The 21,656-nt window shown below is 44.1% G+C and carries 21 protein-coding genes and 1 riboswitch; of the genes, 8 read left to right on the top strand and 13 right to left on the bottom strand.

Annotation, left to right across the window (positions count from 1 at the left end; translation table 11 throughout):
* The first annotated feature begins 24 nt into the window (after positions 1 to 24).
* A complete protein-coding gene (gene mtaB / locus ACP14V_RS06495) occupies positions 25 to 1,353 on the top strand; it encodes a tRNA (N(6)-L-threonylcarbamoyladenosine(37)-C(2))-methylthiotransferase MtaB (protein ID WP_272609841.1) in 1,329 nt (442 codons plus the stop codon).
* A gap of 47 nt (positions 1,354 to 1,400) precedes the next feature.
* Here the strand turns inward: mtaB and ACP14V_RS06500 are convergent, their stop codons facing one another.
* Positions 1,401 to 1,694 carry a GNAT family N-acetyltransferase gene (locus ACP14V_RS06500; RefSeq protein ID WP_136566158.1) on the bottom strand — a complete coding sequence of 98 codons (294 nt, stop codon included), beginning with the start codon at positions 1,692 to 1,694 and terminating at the stop codon, positions 1,401 to 1,403.
* Positions 1,695 to 1,854: 160 nt separating this feature from the next.
* On the opposite strand from ACP14V_RS06500, the gene ACP14V_RS06505 reads away from it, so the two are divergent.
* Both ACP14V_RS06505 and ACP14V_RS06510 read left to right on the top strand, forming a co-directional pair.
* Positions 1,855 to 2,517: an alpha/beta hydrolase gene (locus ACP14V_RS06505; protein WP_272609842.1), complete on the top strand. Its 663-nt coding sequence runs from the start codon at positions 1,855 to 1,857 to the stop codon at positions 2,515 to 2,517.
* A gap of 46 nt (positions 2,518 to 2,563) precedes the next feature.
* A complete protein-coding gene (locus ACP14V_RS06510) occupies positions 2,564 to 3,538 on the top strand; it encodes a lytic transglycosylase domain-containing protein (RefSeq protein ID WP_272609843.1) in 975 nt (324 codons plus the stop codon).
* A 33-nt stretch (positions 3,539 to 3,571) separates the two neighbouring features.
* Here the strand turns inward: ACP14V_RS06510 and ACP14V_RS06515 are convergent, their stop codons facing one another.
* Entirely contained in the window at positions 3,572 to 3,847 is a 276-nt protein-coding gene (locus ACP14V_RS06515; RefSeq protein ID WP_272609844.1) for a hypothetical protein, read from the bottom strand.
* A gap of 140 nt (positions 3,848 to 3,987) precedes the next feature.
* A complete protein-coding gene (locus ACP14V_RS06520; RefSeq protein WP_272609845.1) occupies positions 3,988 to 4,503 on the bottom strand; it encodes a DUF2892 domain-containing protein in 516 nt (171 codons plus the stop codon).
* Positions 4,504 to 4,670: 167 nt separating this feature from the next.
* On the opposite strand from ACP14V_RS06520, the gene rpmH reads away from it, so the two are divergent.
* From rpmH to ACP14V_RS06535, 3 genes are all read left to right on the top strand, one after another.
* Entirely contained in the window at positions 4,671 to 4,829 is a 159-nt protein-coding gene (gene rpmH, locus ACP14V_RS06525; protein WP_082433296.1) for a 50S ribosomal protein L34, read from the top strand.
* Positions 4,830 to 4,921: 92 nt separating this feature from the next.
* Positions 4,922 to 7,774, top strand: a complete 2,853-nt coding sequence (carB, locus tag ACP14V_RS06530) for a carbamoyl-phosphate synthase large subunit (RefSeq protein WP_272609846.1) — start codon at positions 4,922 to 4,924, stop codon at positions 7,772 to 7,774.
* Between the two features lie 173 nt (positions 7,775 to 7,947).
* The gene (locus tag ACP14V_RS06535; protein ID WP_272609847.1) at positions 7,948 to 8,787 is read left to right on the top strand and encodes an ATP-grasp domain-containing protein; all 840 of its coding nucleotides are present in this window, start codon (positions 7,948 to 7,950) and stop codon (positions 8,785 to 8,787) included.
* Between the two features lie 8 nt (positions 8,788 to 8,795).
* On the opposite strand, the gene ACP14V_RS06540 is transcribed toward ACP14V_RS06535, so the two are convergent.
* The 4 genes from ACP14V_RS06540 to gndA form a co-directional block, all read right to left on the bottom strand.
* Positions 8,796 to 9,386, bottom strand: coding sequence for a hypothetical protein (locus ACP14V_RS06540; protein WP_272609848.1), 591 nt, complete (start codon positions 9,384 to 9,386; stop codon positions 8,796 to 8,798).
* 101 nt (positions 9,387 to 9,487) lie between these two features.
* Positions 9,488 to 9,928, bottom strand: a complete 441-nt coding sequence (locus ACP14V_RS06545) for a carboxymuconolactone decarboxylase family protein (RefSeq protein WP_272609849.1) — start codon at positions 9,926 to 9,928, stop codon at positions 9,488 to 9,490.
* Positions 9,929 to 10,063: 135 nt separating this feature from the next.
* Positions 10,064 to 12,097, bottom strand: a complete 2,034-nt coding sequence (locus ACP14V_RS06550; RefSeq protein ID WP_272609850.1) for a S9 family peptidase — start codon at positions 12,095 to 12,097, stop codon at positions 10,064 to 10,066.
* A 31-nt stretch (positions 12,098 to 12,128) separates the two neighbouring features.
* Positions 12,129 to 13,538, bottom strand: coding sequence for an NADP-dependent phosphogluconate dehydrogenase (gene gndA / locus ACP14V_RS06555; RefSeq protein ID WP_272609851.1), 1,410 nt, complete (start codon positions 13,536 to 13,538; stop codon positions 12,129 to 12,131).
* A 167-nt stretch (positions 13,539 to 13,705) separates the two neighbouring features.
* Here gndA and zwf point away from each other — a divergent pair, with 167 nt between their 5' ends.
* Together zwf and pgl are read left to right on the top strand one after the other, a co-directional pair.
* Positions 13,706 to 15,238: a glucose-6-phosphate dehydrogenase gene (gene zwf / locus ACP14V_RS06560; RefSeq protein WP_272609852.1), complete on the top strand. Its 1,533-nt coding sequence runs from the start codon at positions 13,706 to 13,708 to the stop codon at positions 15,236 to 15,238.
* Positions 15,239 to 15,365: 127 nt separating this feature from the next.
* Complete coding sequence (gene pgl, locus ACP14V_RS06565; RefSeq protein ID WP_272609853.1) at positions 15,366 to 16,085, top strand: 6-phosphogluconolactonase; 720 nt, start codon at positions 15,366 to 15,368, stop codon at positions 16,083 to 16,085.
* On the opposite strand, the gene ACP14V_RS06570 is transcribed toward pgl, so the two are convergent.
* Genes ACP14V_RS06570 through ACP14V_RS06595 form a run of 6 tightly spaced genes read right to left on the bottom strand, consistent with a single transcriptional unit; the run spans position 16,069 to position 21,361 of the window.
* Positions 16,069 to 16,614, bottom strand: a complete 546-nt coding sequence (locus tag ACP14V_RS06570; protein ID WP_116217966.1) for an acyl-CoA thioesterase — start codon at positions 16,612 to 16,614, stop codon at positions 16,069 to 16,071. The two genes, pgl and ACP14V_RS06570, sit on opposite strands and share 17 nt — an antisense overlap.
* Positions 16,611 to 16,979 (bottom strand): 6-phosphogluconate dehydrogenase, encoded by a 369-nt coding sequence (locus ACP14V_RS06575; RefSeq protein ID WP_116217965.1) that lies wholly within the window; start codon positions 16,977 to 16,979, stop codon positions 16,611 to 16,613. The genes ACP14V_RS06570 and ACP14V_RS06575 overlap by 4 nt, the downstream gene beginning before the upstream one ends.
* 3 nt (positions 16,980 to 16,982) lie before the next feature.
* Positions 16,983 to 18,329: a DNA recombination protein RmuC gene (gene rmuC, locus ACP14V_RS06580; RefSeq protein ID WP_272609854.1), complete on the bottom strand. Its 1,347-nt coding sequence runs from the start codon at positions 18,327 to 18,329 to the stop codon at positions 16,983 to 16,985.
* A gap of 60 nt (positions 18,330 to 18,389) precedes the next feature.
* Positions 18,390 to 19,169 carry an ABC transporter ATP-binding protein gene (locus ACP14V_RS06585; RefSeq protein ID WP_272609855.1) on the bottom strand — a complete coding sequence of 260 codons (780 nt, stop codon included), beginning with the start codon at positions 19,167 to 19,169 and terminating at the stop codon, positions 18,390 to 18,392.
* The gene (locus ACP14V_RS06590; protein ID WP_272609856.1) at positions 19,169 to 20,200 is read right to left on the bottom strand and encodes a FecCD family ABC transporter permease; all 1,032 of its coding nucleotides are present in this window, start codon (positions 20,198 to 20,200) and stop codon (positions 19,169 to 19,171) included. The genes ACP14V_RS06585 and ACP14V_RS06590 overlap by 1 nt, the downstream gene beginning before the upstream one ends.
* Positions 20,201 to 21,361 (bottom strand): ABC transporter substrate-binding protein, encoded by a 1,161-nt coding sequence (locus ACP14V_RS06595; protein WP_272609857.1) that lies wholly within the window; start codon positions 21,359 to 21,361, stop codon positions 20,201 to 20,203.
* Positions 21,362 to 21,415: 54 nt separating this feature from the next.
* Positions 21,416 to 21,636, top strand: a riboswitch (cobalamin riboswitch).
* The last annotated feature ends 20 nt before the right edge of the window (positions 21,637 to 21,656 follow it).

The raw sequence follows: 21,656 nt of genomic DNA on the forward strand, positions 1-21,656 counted from the left end.
CACCCCTTAATTAAAGGCTTGGTAATGAACAAAAAAGTCGCTTTTTACACCTTGGGTTGCAAGCTCAACTTTTCCGAAACTTCCACAATCGCCCGGAGTTTTGAAAAGGAGGATTTTGAGCGTGTGGATTTTTCCGAGGAAGCGGACATCTACGTAATCAATACCTGCTCGGTGACCGAGAATGCGGATAAGCGGTTCAAGACCATTGTGAAGCAGGCCCAGAAAAGCAACCCCGATGCCTTTGTGGCCGCTGTGGGATGCTATGCCCAGCTAAAACCTGAAGAACTGGCCGCTGTAGATGGAGTGGATTTGGTATTGGGGGCCACTGAAAAGTTCAAGATCACCGATTACTTGAACGATCTTTCCAAGAATGATAGGGGAGAGGTGCACTCCTGCGAGATAGAAGATGCCGATTTTTATGTGGGCAGTTATGCCATTGGAGACCGTACCCGTGCCTTTTTAAAGGTACAAGATGGTTGCGATTATAAATGTACCTATTGCACCATTCCGTTGGCAAGGGGCATATCACGCAGTGATACTTTGGAAAATGTATTGCACAATGCCCGTGAAATTGCTTCAAAAGACATTAAGGAAATTGTATTGACTGGGGTGAATATTGGGGATTATGGCAAAGGAGAATTCGGAAACAAAAAGCACGAACATACTTTTTTGGATTTAGTGAAGGCCTTGGATACCATTGATGGCATTCATCGTTTGCGCATATCTTCCATTGAACCCAATTTGTTGAAGAACGAGACTATTGATTTTGTATCCCAAAGTGATGTGTTCGTACCCCATTTTCATATTCCCCTACAAAGCGGAAGCGATGAAATTTTAAAGTTGATGCGCCGTAGATACCTGTCCAACCTCTACGTGGATCGTGTAAAACGAATTAAGGAGACCATGCCCCATGCGTGCATTGGAGTGGATGTGATCGTTGGTTTTCCGGGTGAGACGGATGAACATTTTCTGGAAACCTACCATTTCCTGAACGAATTGGACATTTCCTATTTGCATGTGTTCACTTATTCAGAAAGAGACAATACCCTGGCGGCGGAAATGGACCATGTGGTGCCCCAAAAAGTGAGGAGCAAGCGGAGCAAAATGCTTCGGGGGCTATCGGTCAAAAAAAGAAGGGCATTCTACGAAAGCCAATTAGGCACGGTACGCACCGTTTTGTTTGAAGGAGAGAATAAATCCGGATACATTCACGGATTTACAGAAAATTATGTGAAGGTCAAGACGCCTTGGAATCCTGAATTGGTGAATACCTTGCACCAAGTGGAGTTAACCCAGATAGACGAGGATGGTCTGGTGCGATTTGAGTTTGTCTCCAATGCGGTATCAGCATAAAAAAACCTCTCATTTGAGAGGTTTTTAATGTTTTCATACTGGTTTGGTCAGATGCGAATCCCAACGGGGAGCATCTCCTTATACTGCCTGTTTTTCCGTAAAAAGCCTGCAATATGAGGGCTTGTGGGTACCACTCTCAAATTCTTTTCCTGAATGTGGTGCAACACAGCTTTGATAAAAGCTTCCTTAAAACCTTCTTGGGTAATCCCTTCAGGAATTACCAACTTGGTCAAAAATACTTTACGCTCCTGTGAAGAGTACTCAATTTTAGCTAAAAGGCCATCGACTTTGGTCTCAAACTGGCGCAAGAAGCTATTGTCATTGATTTCAATTTCAGTCATATAGTATTGTTTTTAAAATTGACTCGGCACGATTACCAAAGTGGTAATTTGTTATTCCCTTTAAAAAATGCGTCTTGTCTTGAGGGGTTAATTGCAAAAGGGGTACAAAATTACTCAAAAAATTGTTAATTTCCTAACCCTTGTCGATATTTGGTGCGAAATGCCCGACAACAAAATCCATATATACCTCATGCCGGGAATGGCGGCCAACCCATCCATCTTTGATGGTCTATCACTTTCACCTGACATTTTTGAAACACACACCTTGGAGTGGTTCGTTCCGGACAGGAATATGTCCTTTGAATCCTATGCAAAAAAGATGTGTGATAATATTCTTCATGAGCACCCAGTGCTCTTAGGGGTTTCCTTTGGAGGGATGCTTGTACAGGAAATGGCAAATCATATACAGACTAGAAAAGTGATAGTGGTGTCTACTGTAAAGACCAAGGATGAGCTACCCAAACGGATGATTTTTGCCAAGTATACCAAGGTACACAAGTTGCTGCCAACGGGATTGGTGAACAATGTGGAACTTTTGGCGAAATACGCTTTTGGGGAAACCGCTACCAAACGTTTGGACTTGTACAAAAAGTATCTTTCGGTTAGGGACAAGGCCTATATAGATTGGTCCATAGACCATATTGTGAACTGGAACCAGACCCAAGCCCCTAAAAATCTGGTGCATATCCATGGTGAGAAGGACGCGGTTTTTCCCATGGCCAACATCAAAAATTGCATTACGGTAAAGAACGGCACCCATACCATGATCATACACCGGGCCAAGTGGTTCAATCAAAATCTCCCCTCAATTATTTTAGAATAAGGCCGTTCTTATAGTATCTTTACTGTAAATTTTATAGAATCTTGGTATGAAACAGGTTAAAAATATATTGGCGATTATTGGTTTGGTGGCAGTGGTGAGTACGCTCATATTTGCGGTTCAGACCGATTCAGTGGACACGATTGAAAAGAAGGAAACACCTTCCAATGAGGTCAAGGATTTGGACAAGAATGTGGCCGATACCTATCAGATCAGTGCCATAGAGATTCCAAAGGATTTGAATTTTGCGGGTGAGCCTGTTCCGCAGGAAGACCCGGAGATCATGGAGCGTGTGGACCGAGAGTTTTTGGTGAACACCTATTGGCAGTCCAATGCCCTTTTGATTATGAAACGGGCCAACAAATACTTCCCGATCATTGAGCCCATTCTTAAAAAGAATGGTATCCCGGACGATTTTAAATACTTGGCCGTGGCCGAAAGTGGTTTGGAAAATGTGGTCTCCCCGGCAGGTGCTACCGGCTTTTGGCAGATTATGAAAGCCACAGGTAGGGAATACGGCCTGGAGGTCAACGATAACGTGGATGAACGATACCATGTGGAAAAAGCGACCCAAGTGGCCTGTGAGTACCTAAAAAAATGGAAAGAGCGCTTTGGTACATGGACCCTGACCGCGGCGGCCTATAATGCCGGACCTGGAGGCATCCAAAAATATATGGGCATCCAACAGGTGGATGATTACTACGATTTGCTTTTGGGCCAGGAGACCGGACGCTATGTGTTCCGTATTTTGGCCATCAAGGAGATTATCTCCAACCGCGATAAGTATGGTTTCCAATTGGACGAGGAGGACATGTACGAAAAAGTGCCCACCTTTACCGTTGAGGTGGATACCGCTGTGGCCAGTTGGGCGGATTTTGCCGAGCTTTACGAAATCAACTACAAGGTGCTGAAACGCCATAACCCTTGGTTGCGCGAACCCCATTTGAACAACGCTTCACGCAAAAAGTACACCATTGAAATCCCCAATAAAGGCTATTACCGGGTGGGAAGTGTAGGAAGGTAGGTTTAATGGAGGTGTCCAGTTGAAGCAAAATTTCTAGTCACAGATTATATAAAATTCGGAATTCCCATATTCATCTGAAATTCCAAAGTCCAATTTGACTTTTGAAATTTTGTCATCAACTTTTTTGACCAATTTGAAGGAGATTTCAAAATCAAATGGAAGATTTGTTCCATCTTCTGGGTAACCCAACCCAAGAACGGGTAATTTTTCGACCAATGTTTGTTGGGTACCGTAAGCATCCGTAAAACAAAAGCGCAAAGCTCCCGGGTAAAAATCAAGAATATATTCCATGGCAGTGACCTTGAGCATGATCTATGTTTGTTGATAATCGCGTGAAGAAAAAGAAAGTCAACAGGAAAACCCCGATCAATTGATTAATACCCCATTTGGATTGACGGATGGCCCATCCTAACGAAAAAAAGAAAGTAAAATAAAGAAGTGAAGAGCCCTTAGATCTTCTTCATCTGCTGTTGCATCATCTTGATTTGCTCGGTAAGCATATTGTTCTTGTCCAACTTTTTGGCTTCTTGCAACAATTGGGTGGCCTCACGCTTTCTGCGCTTTTGCATGGCAATGCCCGCCAGGCTCAATTTGGCCATGGCCACATCATAATCCATGGTCAACCCCAGTTTTAGGGCTTTTTTAAAGTATTTTTCGGCCTGGGTAAGGTTCTTTTGCGAAAAGATGATGCCGTGTAGGTAGTTAAAGTAACCCTGTTGCTTTTTAATAAGGGCAGCTTCGGGGTTTTTGATCTTGTCCAACCACTTTTGGGTGCCTTCCAAATCCTGTTTGCGCATACGTAAGAAGGCTAAAAGAATAAACTCGTTCCTAAAGTACAGAAAGATGAATACCAAGGAGAGCAGGATCAATGAAATACCATTGCCAATGTATCCTTCCACAAATTGGTATACGGCATAGGCTATAATGAGACCGGCTATTACGAGTTTAAGATTTTTGTTGAACATATTCCAGTTGATTTTCTTTGGATTAAAAGAGGTGGCAAAAGTAGTAAAAACTAAATTAAATATTTTTGTTCAGGGCTTGTCAAAGTAAAAAGTCTTCGTATATTTGCGCCCAGAATTTTTCGGAAAGACAATCTTTCCACAACAAAATCCATTAAAAGAGTTCCGAAATGAAAAGAACGTATCAGCCGTCAAAAAGGAAGAGAAGAAACAAGCATGGTTTTAGGGAGCGCATGGCGACTGCCAATGGTAGAAAAGTTCTTGCGAGAAGAAGAGCCAAGGGAAGAAAGAAGTTAACTGTTTCCTCTGAGCCAAGACATAAAAAATAATGATAGTATTTTAGATTTAAATTAAAGGTGTTACTTTTCTAGGTAACACCTTTTTTTTGACTTGAAACCAAAAACGAGTAACACTTTTTAGAATGCCAAAGAGAAAAGATTTAAAATCCATTTTGATTATCGGTTCTGGCCCCATCATTATTGGCCAGGCATGTGAGTTTGATTATTCTGGTTCCCAAGCCCTTAGGTCGCTTCGCGAGGATGGGATAGAAACTGTTTTGATCAATAGCAATCCCGCTACGATTATGACAGACCCTTCCATGGCGGATCATGTATACCTGAAACCCCTTACCACAAAATCAATTGTCGAGATTTTAAAGAACCACCCCAATATAGATGCTGTTTTGCCTACCATGGGAGGGCAAACGGCCTTGAACCTTTGTATTGAGGCCGATGAAAAAGGCATTTGGGAAGACTTTGGTGTGGAGATCATAGGTGTGGACATCGACGCCATCAACATTACCGAAGACCGTGAGAAATTTAGGGAGTTGATGTTGAAAATAGGAGTGGGCATGCCCCCGCAGGCATCGGCCACCTCTTTCCTAAAAGGAAAGGAAATTGCACAAGAGTTTGGCTTTCCTTTGGTAATACGGGCCTCCTTTACCCTTGGCGGGGCAGGGGCAGGTATCGTTTATGACCCAGAGGATTTTGACGATATGTTGAGCCACGGTCTGGAAGTATCGCCCATCCATGAGGTAATGATTGATAAGGCCTTGATGGGATGGAAAGAATATGAGTTGGAGTTGCTCCGCGACAAGAATGACAACGTAGTGATCATCTGTACCATTGAGAACATGGACCCCATGGGAATCCATACCGGGGATTCCATTACTGTGGCACCGGCAATGACCTTGTCAGACAAGACATTCCAGCGCATGAGGGACATGGCCATCCACATGATGCGGAGCATTGGGGATTTTGCCGGGGGATGTAATGTGCAGTTTGCTGTTAGTCCAGATGAGAAGGAAGACATCATTGCCATTGAGATCAATCCAAGGGTTTCGCGATCATCAGCATTGGCTTCAAAGGCCACAGGATATCCTATTGCGAAAATTGCCGCTAAATTGGCCATTGGGTATACTTTGGACGAGCTGGACAACCAGATTACCAAGTCCACATCGGCTTTATTTGAGCCAACCTTGGATTATGTGATTGTTAAAATCCCGAGATGGAACTTTGATAAGTTCGAAGGTTCTGACAGAACCTTGGGACTTCAAATGAAGTCCGTAGGGGAAGTAATGGGTATTGGACGTTCGTTCCAAGAAGCCTTGCACAAAGCCACACAATCTTTGGAGATCAAAAGAAACGGATTGGGTGCCGATGGCAAGGGATACAAGGATTATGAGACCATCATTGAAAAGTTAAGAGTACCCAGTTGGGATAGGGTTTTTGTCATCTACGACGCCATCCAGCTTGGGATTCCGCTGAAACGCATCCATGATATCACCAAAATAGATATGTGGTTCCTGAAGCAATACGAGGAATTGCATTACTTGGAGATGGAGATATCAAAATATACCATTGAAAGCTTACCAAAAGCATTGTTGTTGGAAGCGAAACAGAAAGGTTTTGCCGACAGACAGATTGCCCACATGTTGGATTGTTGGGAGAGCGAGGTACACAGCAAGCGTATGGATATGAGCATAAACCGGGTATACAAATTGGTGGATACCTGTGCTGCTGAATTCAAGGCCGTTACGCCATATTATTACTCCACTTTTGAAGAAGAAATCGAAACTGCGGATGGCGTACGATATGTTGCCAACGACAGTGAGGTGACCGATAAAAAGAAAATCGTGGTACTGGGTTCCGGCCCCAACAGGATTGGACAGGGAATAGAGTTTGATTACTGTTGTGTACATGGCGTTCTGGCCGCGGCCGAATGCGGTTATGAGACCATCATGATCAACTGTAACCCTGAAACGGTTTCCACGGATTTTGATACAGCGGACAAGCTGTACTTTGAGCCTGTTTTTTGGGAACATATCTACGACATCATCCTACATGAAAAACCCGAAGGGGTCATTGTACAGTTGGGAGGCCAGACCGCATTGAAATTGGCCGAGAAATTGGACAAATATGGAATCAATATTATAGGGACAAGCTTTGAATCCTTGGATTTGGCAGAGGACAGGGGAAGTTTCTCCACTTTGTTGAAGGACAACGGTATTCCTTACCCAAGATTTGGAGTGGCTGAAACAGCAGATGAGGCCTTGGCCCTTGCCGACGAGCTGAATTTTCCACTGTTGGTGAGACCATCCTATGTTTTGGGTGGACAAGGGATGAAGATTGTGATCAATAAAGAAGAACTGGAGGCCCATGTGGTGGATTTGCTGCGAAGCATACCCAACAATAAGTTGCTCTTAGACCATTATTTGGATGGGGCCATAGAAGCAGAGGCAGATGCCATTTGCGATGGGGAAGATGTGTATATCATCGGTATCATGGAGCATATAGAGCCTTGCGGTATCCACTCTGGTGATTCCAACGCTACCTTACCACCGTTTAACTTAGGCGAGTTTGTGATGCAACAGATCAAGGACCACACCAAGAAGATTGCTTTGGCACTGAACACTGTAGGGTTGATCAATATCCAATTTGCGATTAAAGATGACATTGTGTACATCATTGAGGCAAACCCAAGAGCATCCAGAACTGTTCCTTTCATAGCAAAAGCGTATGGGGAACCTTATGTGAATTACGCTACCAAGGTGATGCTAAGGGAAAAGAAGGTCAAAGACTTTACGTTTGATCCAAAATTGGAAGGATACGCGATAAAACAACCGGTTTTCTCTTTTAACAAGTTCCCTAATGTGAACAAAAATTTGGGGCCGGAAATGAAGAGTACAGGGGAGAGTATTTTGTTTATAGACAGTCTAAAAGATGATGAGTTCTATAATCTATACTCACGCAGGAAAATGTATTTGAGCAAATAATTTGGATATTTTCTTAAGTTTTGGCGAGAATTCTATAGGTTTAATGGGATTCAACACCTTATTGTGCAATTTATTTGGTAAATAGCGTTATTAAATGGAGTTCAAGGGTGGTCAATGGAGTTTTGCAAGTGGCAATTTATCACCTTGATTCATTTTATCTATAGTACAATTATATGCATTTACTAGACAGAGTTGGTCATCGGCTAAACAACCTGGCCCTTACATCGTATATTAATACTTTAAAATTCTTTGATAGGTCAAAAGAGAAGAAAATCCTTTTTTCAGAAGTATGTGATTGGAAGGAAGAGATCATCAAGGGATTGAAGGGCACTAAAATCCAAGCTTTTTTTAAGGATTTGGAAACCGAAGACTTTAGTGGTTATGATTTGGTAGTTCCCTTGACCATTGCTGATTTGACAAGCGAGACAATCACCGAAAAGATGCGTGCCACGCCATCAATACTGCCATCTCCAAGTATTGAAGCTGTAAAGTTGTTTGATAATAAACATTTGTTCAATGAGAAATTGATAGGCACTGGTTTTGGAAAATATATCCCCGATGTTGGTGAGATAGAAGGTTATCCATATATCCTAAAAAAGAAAAAGGATAAATGGGGTGCCAATACCTTTCTAATCACTGATGAAACATTGGAAAAGAAACATTTGGATAAAATAAACTCCAATGAGTTCTTTGTTCAGGAGATTATCACGGGAAGATATGAGCATGCCGCGCACATTGTAATAAAAAATGGAAAGATTGAGAAGGCCTTGACCTTTAAATACATTTTTGATGATCGAACCGGGATCAAGGGAAAAGACCCACATATTAGAAATGTAGACAGAAACCACTATTTGAAGATTTTTGAGGAAATTCTTAATGCCACTGGGTTTGAAGGTCTGTGCTGTGTCAATTACAAGGTTAAAAACGACATCCCTTATATCATAGAAATCAACCCAAGGTTTGGGGGTAGCTTGGCGCCTCATTTTTATTTGTTCATCAGAGGAAAGATTTGATATCCATGTCACTCCAATAGTTTAAAAGAATTGGAGATTGTTTCAAAAGTGGCTCTGTGTTCCTCTTTTTTGGAGGATGTGGTCCAACACATGACCAGGTACACTTTCTGTTTTCCCTCCACAAAGGTTAAAAAGTAAGAAAGGGTCTCCTCAATACCGTCCACTTTGGCATCGATTGACAGCTGTGACGCTTCAAGTTTGTTGATTGTTGTAGATGTGGCTTCGGTTTGCTTCAGGATACGAATTCTTTCCGCTAAAAGCTGTAATTGGGTCTCCCTATAGTTTTCAATAAAAGATTTATCGCTATTGTACAGGTCAAGCTCCTTGAAAGTGTCAATGTATGCCCCTATTTGCTCATCAATAACAATGATATAGGCTTCTTGATAGATATTCTGGTACTGTAGTGAAGCATCGGCGTTGAGTCCAGTAGTCTTACCCAAATCCTTGGGGATTAAAATCTGGAACTCATTTTTAACATTGACCATATTGAAATCCTCAACCTTTGGGATTGTGCCCGTTTTCTTGGTTTTGGAATCGATACAAGAATTAAGTGCGGCAATGGTCGATACAAGGAATAAAAGTAACAGAAAATTTTTCATACAGCAGAAATGGAATGAACATGACGAATATAAGCTATAACCCCAGGAATCTATAATGAAAAAGGCTCCTATTGGAGCCTTTTCAAAAATTTGGATCTAATTTAATTTCCCAAAGGCTTGCGCGTACTTATTGCAATGCGGTTCCAAGCATTAATAGTTACAACGGCCATGATAATTTGGGAAAGGTATTTCCCATCAAAACAATCAGTGGCTTTCTCATAGGTTTCTTGGGAGAGTCCATTTTTATGGATCATGGTGACTTCTTCAGTGATTTTAAGGACGATTTTTTCCTCCTCGGTGAATAAGTCCGTATCCCACCAGGCATCCAAAAGAAATAATCTTTTGGGGTCTTCCCCCATTTTTAAGGCCTCTTGGGTATGCATATTGATGCAAAAAGCACAGCCGTTAACTTGTGAAGCCCTTATTTTGATAAGTTCATAGTGGGTCTTGCTCAATTCTCCTTGTTTCATATACGCTTCAAGACCGAACATTGCCTCGAACGCCAAAGGTTGCACTTCGTCAATTTGAATTCTTTGCTGCATTTGTACCATTTTTAAATTTTATGCTAAGGTACCCAGCCCCATTCCCAAAAAACTTAAGCGGGTTTAAGAACGTATTGTAGAAATGCTTGGTAAACGTATGTGGCTGTAAACGAAAACTTTAATTTTGTAATAACATCATTCTTTGTCCCTATACTTCTCAAACCACGCCAATACACTGGCTATTTTGGCAATCAAGTTACTAGGCTTATTGGCAATGCCATGCGAAGCTCCTGGAATCCGTACCATGGCAGTTTCCACATTTTGTAATTTCAAGGCGGCATAAAACTGCTCGGATTCCGCTATTGGGGTTCGATAATCTTCTTCACCCGTCATCAACATGGTTGGTGTGGTTACATTGCCCACATAGGTGAGGGGAGAACGTCTCATATAATTTTCAGGATCTTCCCACGGTTTTTTTCCGAACCAATATTTGGAGAAGAACTGTACACCATCGGCATAAAGAACAAAACTATACCAATTGATAACCGGTTTGGCCACTACGGCCGCCTTAAAACGGTCTGTTTTGCCCACGATCCAAGCTGTGAGCACCCCACCACCACTACCTCCGGTGACAAAAAGGTTGTCTTGATCCACAAAACCCTTGGCCAACAAGGCATCCACGCCAGACATGAGGTCGTCATAATCATGGTTGGGGTAATCATGATGGATGAGGTTTCCAAATTCTTCCCCGTAGCTGGTACTGCCCCTAGGGTTGGTATACAACACCACATAACCAGCCGCCGCATAGGCTTGGATTTCCGCGGAATACACAAAACCGTAGCTGGTGAAGGGACCTCCATGTATTTCCAAGATCATGGGGTATTTTTTGGACGGGTCAAAATTGGGAGGGGTAACCACCCAACCTTGTATTTTGCGTTGGTCATAGGAGGACTCCCACCATAATTCTTCCACCTTGCCCAAATTTTTGAACGAAAAGAGGTCGTCATTGAGGGCGGTCAAACGTTTGCTGTTCCCTTTGGCATCGACAACCGCCAAATCTGAAGGATGCTCCGTTGTGCCCAAGGTATAGGCAAATTTGTTGTTGGATGAACCCGAAAAACTGGCTGCATTGTAAGGTCTGCCCAAGGACAGTCCGCCCAAGCCTTCTGCCACATCGGTCACTTTCCCAGAGAGGTTTATGGAGGCCAGTTTCCCCAGTCCCTTATCGGTGTAGGCAAAATAGAGCCCATCCCCTTTGCTGTTCCAGACCATATCTTCCACATCCCTGTCGAAGTCCCCGGAAATCAATTGACTATTGCTTCCATCCACATTCATTACATAGAGATGGGTCAATTGATAGCCTTGAAGACGGTCATCAAAACCTAAATAGGCAATTTTGGAACCGTCAGGGGAAAGCACGGGATTACCATCAGGGCCATTACGGTCGGTGAGGGCTTTGGTTTCACCGGAGCCTACGCTGATTTGGTAAATTTCACTGTCTAGGGCCTCAAACTCCTCATCCTTGTGAAAATTGGCGCTGAAATAGAGGTGACTGTCATTTTTGGACCAAATAGGACCTCCGTGGTCAAAATCGGTAAAGGTGAGCTGCTTGGGCGTTCCTCCGGAAATGGGCAGGGTGAACAATTGCATGTTTCCACCTTTTATATATCCTTGACCATCTCCACGATAATTCATTTGGTCTATGTATTTGGGTGGGTCGTTCCATTTGGCGCCTTCGGGCTTGGCCGGCATCTTAATAATGGATTTATTTTCCTTGGGCACAAACATGTTGAAGGCCACATACCGGTCGTTGTGCGACCAAGAAACCTGCCCCGGAGCTTGTGGCGTATTGGTCAAGGCCATGGTTTCCTTGGTGTCCAACCACATGAGGTAGAGCTTCATCTTTTCATCGGCCATGTTGGATTTGAAGACAATTTTTGTGCCGTCATGGGACCATTTGGGTGCAAAATCATTATGGTTTCCTGTGGTCAAGGGGCGATTGTTGGAGCCGTCAAAATTCACAATCCAGAGATTGGATAGATTTCTATCAGTCATGACGTCCTTAAAATTCCGTACATAGATGACTTTGGAACCATCAGGGGAAATCTGAGGGTCCGAAATGTACTCCATGTTGAAGATGTCCAAGAGTTCCAAGTTGGACTGTACTTGCGCCATCCCTAAGGAAATGGACAAGACCGTAAAAATTGTGGTAGTGAGTAATTTTTTCATAGGATTGTGAGTTAGTTGCTGATGGTTAGTCTTATTCCTCCCACTCGGTATGGAAAATCCCCTCGCGGTCTACCCGCTCATAGGTGTGGGAGCCAAAATAATCGCGCTGCGCCTGAATGAGGTTCAGCGGTAAACGGCTACTGGTATAGGCATCAAAGTAGGTAAGGGCATTGGACAATCCGGGTAAGGGAATGCCGTTAGCGGCCCCGTAGGCCACCAATTCACGGGCTGCATCAACCGTTTCCTTCACTTTTTCCACAAAGGAAGGGGAGAGCAATAGGTTTTGCAAGTCGTTATCTGCGCGATAGGCGTCGGTAATATCTGCCAAAAGGGCCGCTCTGATGATGCATCCAGCACGCCATATTTTGGCAATTTCACCCAGTTCCAGTTTGTAACCATATTCTTTGGAGGCATCAGCCAACTGGTGCATGCCTTGGGCATAGGTTATGATAAAGGCAAAATACAATGCCTGTTCCGCTTTGGAGATAAAGTCATTTTTGTCAACACCTTTAGGTGTTGGACGGTTGTACAACGCATCCGCTTTGATCCGTTCGTCTTTGAGAGCCGAGATTTCCCGCATGCTCACCGCCACATCAATGGTGGGGATGGGAATACCCAAGTCCATGGCATTTTGGGAGGTCCATTTTCCGGTCCCCTTTTGCTTGGCCTTGTCCAAGATCATATCCACAAGGTCAGCACTGGTTAACTTGTCTTTTTCTGTAAATATTTCAGAAGTGATTTCAACCAAAAACGATTGTAATCGCCCTTGGTTCCATTCCGAATAGGTTTTGTGGAGTTCTTCATTGGAGAGTCCACCCGCTTTTTTGAGCAAGTCGTACATTTCCGAAGTAAGTTGCATCAATCCATATTCAATGCCATTGTGCACCATTTTTACATAGTTTCCGGCTGATTTAGGACCCAAATACGCTACACAGGGTTCGCCTTTGTATTTGGCGGAAACCGCTTCAAAAATAGGTTTCACATGTTGGTAAGCCTCACGGGAACCCCCGGGCATGATGCTGGGACCTTTTCTGGCTCCCTTGGCACCACCAGAGACCCCGGCCCCAAAAAAGTTGATGCCTTTTTCCTTCAAATAGGCCTCGCGTCGGTCTGTATCCGTAAAAAATGAATTTCCACCATCAATGATGATATCGCCTTGGTCCAAATGGGGCAATAAGCTGTCAATGACAAGGTCCACCACTTTTCCCGCAGGGACCAACAGCATGATTTTTCTAGGTGTGGTAAGGGCTTGCACAAAGGTTTTAACATCGGAACTGGCGTTTACTTTTGAGGTATCGCCACCTTCCTGGATCAGTGCATTTACTTTTTCGGTATCCAAGTCGTTCCCGAAGGCGGTAAAGCCATTATCGGCCACATTCAAGATAAAATTGCGTCCCATTACTCCCAGACCTACTAGGCCAAAATCATACGTATCTGTCATTGTGCTTCGTTTTCAGCTTCTTATGTTAAGACAATTTAAAGTAAGCTATTTGTTGAAATCAGAACCTAAAATAAACCTTATATTCGTTATGCTCAAATATAAAAGGACTTCATTGGATGGCGTGTGCGACCATCCGAAGGAATTACTCAGCCAATATCAGCTATCGTATGAAAAAGACCGAAAACCAAATGCTCGTGATTTTTGGAGCATCTGGTGATTTGACCGCAAGAAAATTGATTCCAGGCCTCTTCAATCTCTATTTGGCCAAGCAACTACCGCCCAATTTTGTGGTATTGGGGGCGAGCAGAAGTGACCTTACGGATGAAGCATTTCGGGATAGGGTGGTGTATAAAAGCCCCTATTTGAAAGAGAAAATCAAAAAACTGGATGAAAGTGAGGTAAAAGGCTTCGCCGATAAGCTTTTTTATATGGATTTAGGGAAGGATTACGATACGGATTATGCGCCGATTCGCAAACGTGTCGAAAGCCTGAAAGCCGATCATGACACCTCTGGGAATATCATGTATTACCTTTCAACCCCTCCTACATTATATGAGACCATTGCCCAAAATTTGTCCGAAGCGGGCATGAATACCCAAAACAACGGTTGGAAGCGTTTGATTGTTGAAAAACCGTTTGGATATAGTCTGGAAACGGCAAGGCAACTCAACAAAGGGCTTCACAAATATTTTACGGAACCCCAGATATATCGCATAGACCATTACTTGGGTAAGGAAACGGTGCAGAACCTATTGGTGACCCGTTTTTCCAACAGCATTTTTGAGCCACTGTGGAACCGAAACTATATCGACCATGTGGAGATTACCAATGCCGAAAGTGTGGGAGTGGAGAAAAGAGGAGGGTATTATGATAAATCTGGGGCGCTACGCGATATGTTCCAGAACCATTTGTTGCAGATTGTATCCTTGGTGGTGATGGAGCCACCCATTGGGGACCAACCTGAAGAGATTCGTAACGAGAAAGTGAAAGCGCTGAAATCACTTCGTATCATGAAGGATGAGCAAACTTTGTTCGACAATACGATCCGTGCGCAATATGTAGCTTCCGAAATCAACGGGGAAAAGATGAACGGATATCGGGAAGAGGAGGGGGTAGACCCCAATTCCACTACCGAAACCTATGCGGCCATTAAGTTTTATGCGGACAACTGGCGCTGGCACGGGGTGCCGTTTTATGTGCGTACCGCAAAGCGGATGCCTACCAAGGTCACCGAGGTCGTGATCCATTTTAAGGCACCGCACCACCAGATTTTCAAGGATTCGGGTATGCAAAGCAAGGACAATAAACTGATTATCCGAATACAACCGGATGAAGGTATTTTGATCAAATTTGGGGTTAAGGTCCCGGGGCAGGGATTCAAGGTGGAGCGTGCCAATTTGGATTTTTATTACTCCAGTTTAGCTGAGACTTATGTCATGGAAGCTTATGAGCGACTTTTATTGGATGCCATGCAGGGAGACGCCACACTTTATGCCCGTGCCGATGAGGTGGAAGCCGCTTGGGAATTTGTGGATCCCATTTTGGACTATTGGAAGAATGGCAAGGATGTTCGTATGTACGGATATGCTGCAGGGGTATGGGGCCCTGAAAACGCCGATGATCTCATGAATGGCTTCGGCTTTTGGCGAAATCCGGGAGAGAATCTCGCCGATGACCCCGGGTACTGTGTGATTTGTTAGTTTTTTTAGATGTCTGATGTCTGATGTCTGATGTCTGATGTCTGATGTCTGATGTCTGATGTCTGAGATGTCAGTTCGAGCGCAGTCGAGAACCGGTTTAGTCAAGAACAAATGAAATTAGATGTTGATGGAATTAAAAATATATAAAGACAAGCAAGAGGTAGCGGAGCAGTTTTCAACCTATTTTAAGGAGAAAGCCAATTTGGGAGAGTTCCATGTGGCCCTTTCCGGGGGGAGCACGCCCAAAATTGTATTTGATGTACTGGCTGAAAAATTTTCGGATGAAATTGATTGGAGCAAGATTCATTTTTATTGGGGGGATGAACGCTGCGTTCCTCCTACCGATGACGACAGCAACTACAAAATGACCGTGGAGCATCTATTTTCAAAAATTGAGGTGCCCGAAGCCAATATCCATCGTGTATTGGGAGAAAATGACCCCAGTGGTGAAGCCATGCGCTATGCCAACCTGTTGGAAATAAATTTGGATAGGATAGAAGGCATTCCCCAGTTTGATTTGGTCATTCTGGGTATGGGCGATGACGGACATACGGCTTCCATTTTTCCCCATGAGATTGGGCTTTGGAACGCCGAGGACCATTGCGTAGTGGCCACCCATCCCGATTCAGGTCAAAAAAGGGTTTCCATTAATGGAAAGGTCATCAATACCGCCAAAGAAGTAGCTTTTTTGGTCACCGGAGCTTCCAAGGCGGAAAAAGTAAAGGCAGTTGTAGAGAAAACAGCAGGTTCTGAAGTATATCCAGCTACCCTTGTTGACCCTTCATCAGGCAATCTGGTTTGGTTTTTGGATGAGGATGCCGCCGCAGGGCTTAGTCCAAATCCATAGTCACGTTTTCCCCTTCCAAAAACTCCAAAAATTCGTTTACCTTAAAGTTGTTGGATTCGTATTTGCTGTCGCGATTATAGGCGGATTGCTTCCGTTCCTTACTTCGGGCGAATCGACGGATGTCCTGTTTGCTTTTTAAAATCAACCCGGGAACCGCTTTGTTTTTTCCGTTAGTGCCTTTGGATACCATGGTGAAATAGGAAGAGTTGCAGTGTTTGACTTCACCGGTGGTCACATTTTCGGATTCCACCCGGACCCCAACCACCATGGAGGTTTTTCCAGTGTAGTTGATAGAGGCCTTCAGCGTGACCAATTCACCCACTTCAATGGGATTTAAAAAATCCACCCGGTTCACGGAGGCGGTCACACAATAGCTTTGCGAATGCTTGGAGGCACAGGCAAAAGCAATTTGGTCCATAAGGTTAAGAATGTGTCCACCGTGGACCTTGCCCCCAAAATTGGAATGGGAGGGAAGCATCAGTTCGGTAATGGAGACCCTACTTTCTTTGGACGACTTAAATTTTTTCATTGATTTCTGAATAGCGGTGACTTTTCCGTTTCCACTTCGGTGATAAAATATTTGGTATCGCCCAGCCAAAAGAAGGTGGCGTAGCGTTCCTTGTAGGTCACTTTGATGTACTGGCCTTGGTATTCCTTCATTTTTTCAATGATCTCCGTTTGGCTGTCCTCCACGGAAAAGGAAAATACATTGGTACCCGAAAGTCCCTGACTGATTTGTCCTTCCCAGGTTTTTACCACAACACCCCTACGACTGAATTTGATAAGTTCCCCAGAGCGATAGCCTTCACTGAAGGGCACGTAGTAGATAAAGGCAAAATAGGCTGCAATTCCCAACACTATGGCAGAAATGGCGATAAATAAAAACTTTCTCACGGCTTATAGTTCTAGTTTAGGGTCTTCTTCAAAATCATCCTCGTGGGCACGCTTTAAAATAGGCTCAGGCAAGGATTTTTTGGCTTTGGCCCCCATTTTTTTCAATCGTTCAATACTGGTAATGATGTTGCCACGGCCATCCACCAACTTGTTCATGGCGCCACGGTACTCACTTTTGGCTTCATCCATTTTCTTGCCCACTTTAGTCAAATCGGATACAAAACCTTCAAATTTGTCATAGAGGGCGCCAGCCTGTCGGGCAATCTCAATGGCATTTTTTTGCTGTTTCTCATTGCTCCACATGGTATCAATGGTGCGAAGCGTAGCGAGCAAGGTGGATGGGGTCACAATGACAATGTTCTGTTCAAAAGCCTTGTTGTAAAGCGAAACGTCCTCGTTTATGGCCACGGCAAAGGCGGGCTCAATAGGTACGAACATCAATACAAAATCCGGACTTTCCATTTCATAGAGATCTTCATATTTTTTGGCGGATAACTGTTCCACATGCTTTCGCAGCGAGTTGATATGGTCTTTTAGGAATTTGGGCTTGTCATCTTCCTCGGCATTGGTATATCGCTCATAATCGGTCAATGAGACCTTGGAATCCACGACCATTTTTTTACCATCGGGCAGGTGGATGATGACATCGGGCATGACCCTACTGCCATCTTCACGGGTAAAGCTTTGCTGGACACTATACTCCCTATCTTTCTCCAAACCAGACTTTTCCAAGACCCGTTCCAATACCAATTCTCCCCAGTTCCCCTGCATTTTGCTATCACCCTTCAATGCTTTGGTCAGGTTTTCGGCCTCTTGGGTAATTTTAAGGTTTTGGTTTTGGAGGTGGAGCAACTGTTCTTTGAGGGCAGAGTGTATGCTGATGTTCTCCTTTTGCGAATTTTCCACCTTTTCCTCAAACTCCTTTATCTTTTTGTTGAGAGGAGTGAGGATGTTCTCGATGTTCTCTTTATTGCTCTTGGTGAACTTTTCACTTTTTTCTTCCAGAATTTTGTTGGCAAGGAGCTCAAACTCTTTGGTGAACTTTTCCTGTAGTTTTTCAACCTCCTCCTTTTGTTCCCTGTTTTTGAGTTGAAGGTTTTCCAAATCGGCCTGATAACGCACCAACTGGTTGCTTTGCTGTTCCTTTTCGGATTGTAACTGTTTCCGTTCCTCATCGCCCAACAATAATTTATCGTTGAGGGATTTGATGGAGGCATAGAGTTGTTGCTCTCGTTCGCCCCAAACACTTTCGGTGGACTTGGTCTTTAACTTTTGGATGTACATACCACCAAACAGCCCCAAGGCCAAGGCAATGATTCCTATAATGAGATAGATAAGTTCTGCGCTCATGAAAAGATTTCTTCGGATAAAGATAACGGATTCCGACGGATGCAGAAACGGAAAATAAACTTACTTATTCACCTTAAATGTACCTGTTTTAGCATCAAACTGAATCATTTCCGAAGGGAACAGGCGCTCAAAATGGTGCTGCTCAATCAATTCGCAAGGTGCTCCAAATGGGTTGTTTTTTCCGTCCAGAATCAAGGTCTTATCGCATAGCTGAATGGCCAGGTCAATTTCATGGGTGGTAAAGACAATGGTTTTTTGGCTTTGATGGGCCAATTGCTGCAACAATTTCAAGATTTGAACCTTGTGGTAGAGGTCCAAATGGGTGGTGGGCTCATCCAACAGAATCAAAGACGTGTCCTGGGCCATGGCCCGGGCAATGAGTACTCGTTGCAACTGACCATCGCTCAGTTCGTGGCATTTGGCATTTCGTAAATCGTTGAGTAAAAAGGCGTTTATACTTTGGTCGATGTGGTCTTTGTCCATTGAAGAAAGGCTTCCCAACCAATTGGTGTAGGGTTGCCTTCCCAAGGCAATGAGTTCCTGTACGGTAAGGTTTTTGGATGCCGGAGGTTCAGTGAGGACCACACTGAGTTTTTGGGCCATTTCAGATGGGGAATGGTCTTCCAATGTTTTGCCCTTTAAATCGATACGGCCTCTCAATTTAGGCTGAAAACCAGCCAAGGTGCGTAGCAAAGTGGATTTCCCGATTCCGTTGGCTCCTACAATACCGCACAGCGTTCCCGTTTCCAACGAAAAATTGATATGCTCTGCCACAACTTTTGAACCATACCCAATGGTCAGTTCTTTGGCGGAAAGGATATGTTCTTCAACTAGGTCCATCAGAATATCATTTTGCGTTTCCGTACCAACAACCAAATCACCACGGGTGCCCCAACCAATGAGGTAATGGCATTAATGGGCAATACGTTCACCGAGTTGGGCAATTGGGCCAAGGTATCACAGAGCAACATTAAGATAGCTCCGTACAGGAAGACGGCAGGCACCAAAATGCGGTGTTCCATGGTGTCGAATATCTGTCGGGTAAGATGGGGCACCGCCAATCCGATGAACACAATGGGTCCGGCAAATGCGGTTATGCCACCGGCCAACAATCCCGCTGCAATGATGATGATCAACCTTGATTTTTTCAGGGAAACCCCAAGACTTTGTGCATAATGTTCCCCCAAAAGGAAGGCATTCAGCGCCTTTATGGAGATGATACATAGCAAGACACCCAAAATCACAATCCCCGCCAACAAGGACAATTGTTGGGAACTCAAATTGCCCACGCTACCAAAAGACCAAAATATGAAGCGCTGTAAACTTTCCGCGCTGGTAAAATAGGCCAGTACGCTGACCAATGCCGAGGTGATACTTCCAAACATCAACCCGATGATCAATAGGGCCATGGTGTCACGAATACGTTGTGCAACAATGAGCACTACGGCCAATACCAAAAAACTGCCTAGACTGGCAGCAATGGCCAAGGAAACATCACCGACAAAAGACAGGGAAGCAAAGCTTGAAACAAAAGAAGCTCCCATTAAAAGCAGTGCGGCTCCCAGACTGGCGCCGGAGCTAATGCCCAAGACAAAGGGTCCTGCCAGTGGATTTCGGAACAGGGTCTGCATCAAGAGTCCGCTCAGGGAAAGTCCACCGCCTACCAAAAGTGCCGTGAGCGCCTTGGGAACCCGATAGTCCCAAAGAATGTATTCCCATGAGGGCACTTCCAAGGGTTTGCCCAAAAGTCCGGAGAGGGTTGCCGAAAAGGGAATGGAAACGGAACCCGAACTGATGTTCAATACCACTGCAAGGCAGAGTGCGACCGAAATCAACACAAAAGAAAGACGATATGATCTTGGGTGCGACATCTATTGCAAAGGCCTGTAAAAATGTGGTTCATAATCGGTCAAGAGTCCAGGATGTAAAATGGAAATGAGGTCTTTCAATACCAAATCGGGGCGTTGTGGTGCCAATTCATAGAAGACCAATCCTCCTGTTGCGCCTTTTCTGATGGCATTGGAATATACCTTCTTATTGGAAAATGCCGAAAATTGGTGGTAATGGCTATTGGCCTGTTCCAATTCTTCATACGTCCCGTGAAGGGATGGGTTCAACCAATAATCCGCTTGTTGTGCTTTTTCCAAGACGGCTTCCAAACTTAGACTAATTCCTCCGGTCTCTTTCGTATCTGCCCAGATATAATCAGTATTGGCATCTTCTAAAAATTGGGCCATCCAACTTTTTCCACCGGAAACGTACCACACATCCTTGTAGAGACCCCCAGTAAGCACGGTAGGACGTTCTTTGGCATTTTTGGCCAACAGTTTGGCCTCTTGATAGGACTTTTCGATATCCGAAAAAATACTATCGGCCTCCATTTCTTTATGAAAGAAAGGGGCAAAGAATTTGATCCATTCCGCTTTTCCCAATGGGGTCTGTTCTACCCAATCCCCATTATAGACCACGGGAATTCCAGACCGTTTGATGATGTCATAGGCCTTGTTGGTATCATTGATACCAAATCCCATGACCAGTTCGGGGTTGAGTTCCAAAACCACCTCGGTATTGATATTCTCATTGGTACCCAATTCTTTGATCAGGCCATGGTCGATTCGCTGCCGGGTAACAGGAGAGGAAATCAAATCGGTATTGGGAAATCCTACCACGGATTCCAGTACTCCCAAGGCTTCCAAGGAAGGAATATGAGTAGTTGAAGTGATTACCATGCGCTCAACCGGTGTCGCCACAATGGCATCATAGGCATCACTAGGTAAGGTAATGACTGCCAACTTTTCCCTCGGTACCAAGGCATACTTGAAGCTTTTTTCGGAACCGGGCCAAGCTGCAGTGACCTCAATTTCGGTGAACTGGCCATTGTGTTGGACCGTAAAGCCCGTAGCGTATTGGATTTGGGCTTCCTCCGTAGTTACTAGGTCGATGACTGGTGCCTTCTTTTTTTCGCCACAGCCCAAAACCAAGAGCATGGAAGCTATTCCGATCAGGAGTATGGATAACTGTTTTTTTGCCATGGACCAAAAGTAAGATTAATTAACTTTTGCCAAAAAAGATTAAACAGATTGATTACTTTCGCGTTGAATTTTGGTTTGCACGTTGTTGTTGACGTGTGATTAAAAGGGAATCTGGTGAAAATCCGGAACTGTTCCCGCAACTGTAAGTTTATGCCAAACTTGTTTTGGTACCCTTAAAATGGGATGCGGTTTCTTCTAAACCACTGTCCGACCGGGATGGGAAGGTCAAACCGCATAAAGCAAGTCAGGAGACCTGCCAAATTCAAACAAACAATGTTAAACTTTCGGGATAAAA

This window comes from Flagellimonas alvinocaridis (assembly GCF_965248585.1).
GTDB classification, from domain to species: domain Bacteria; phylum Bacteroidota; class Bacteroidia; order Flavobacteriales; family Flavobacteriaceae; genus Flagellimonas; species Flagellimonas alvinocaridis.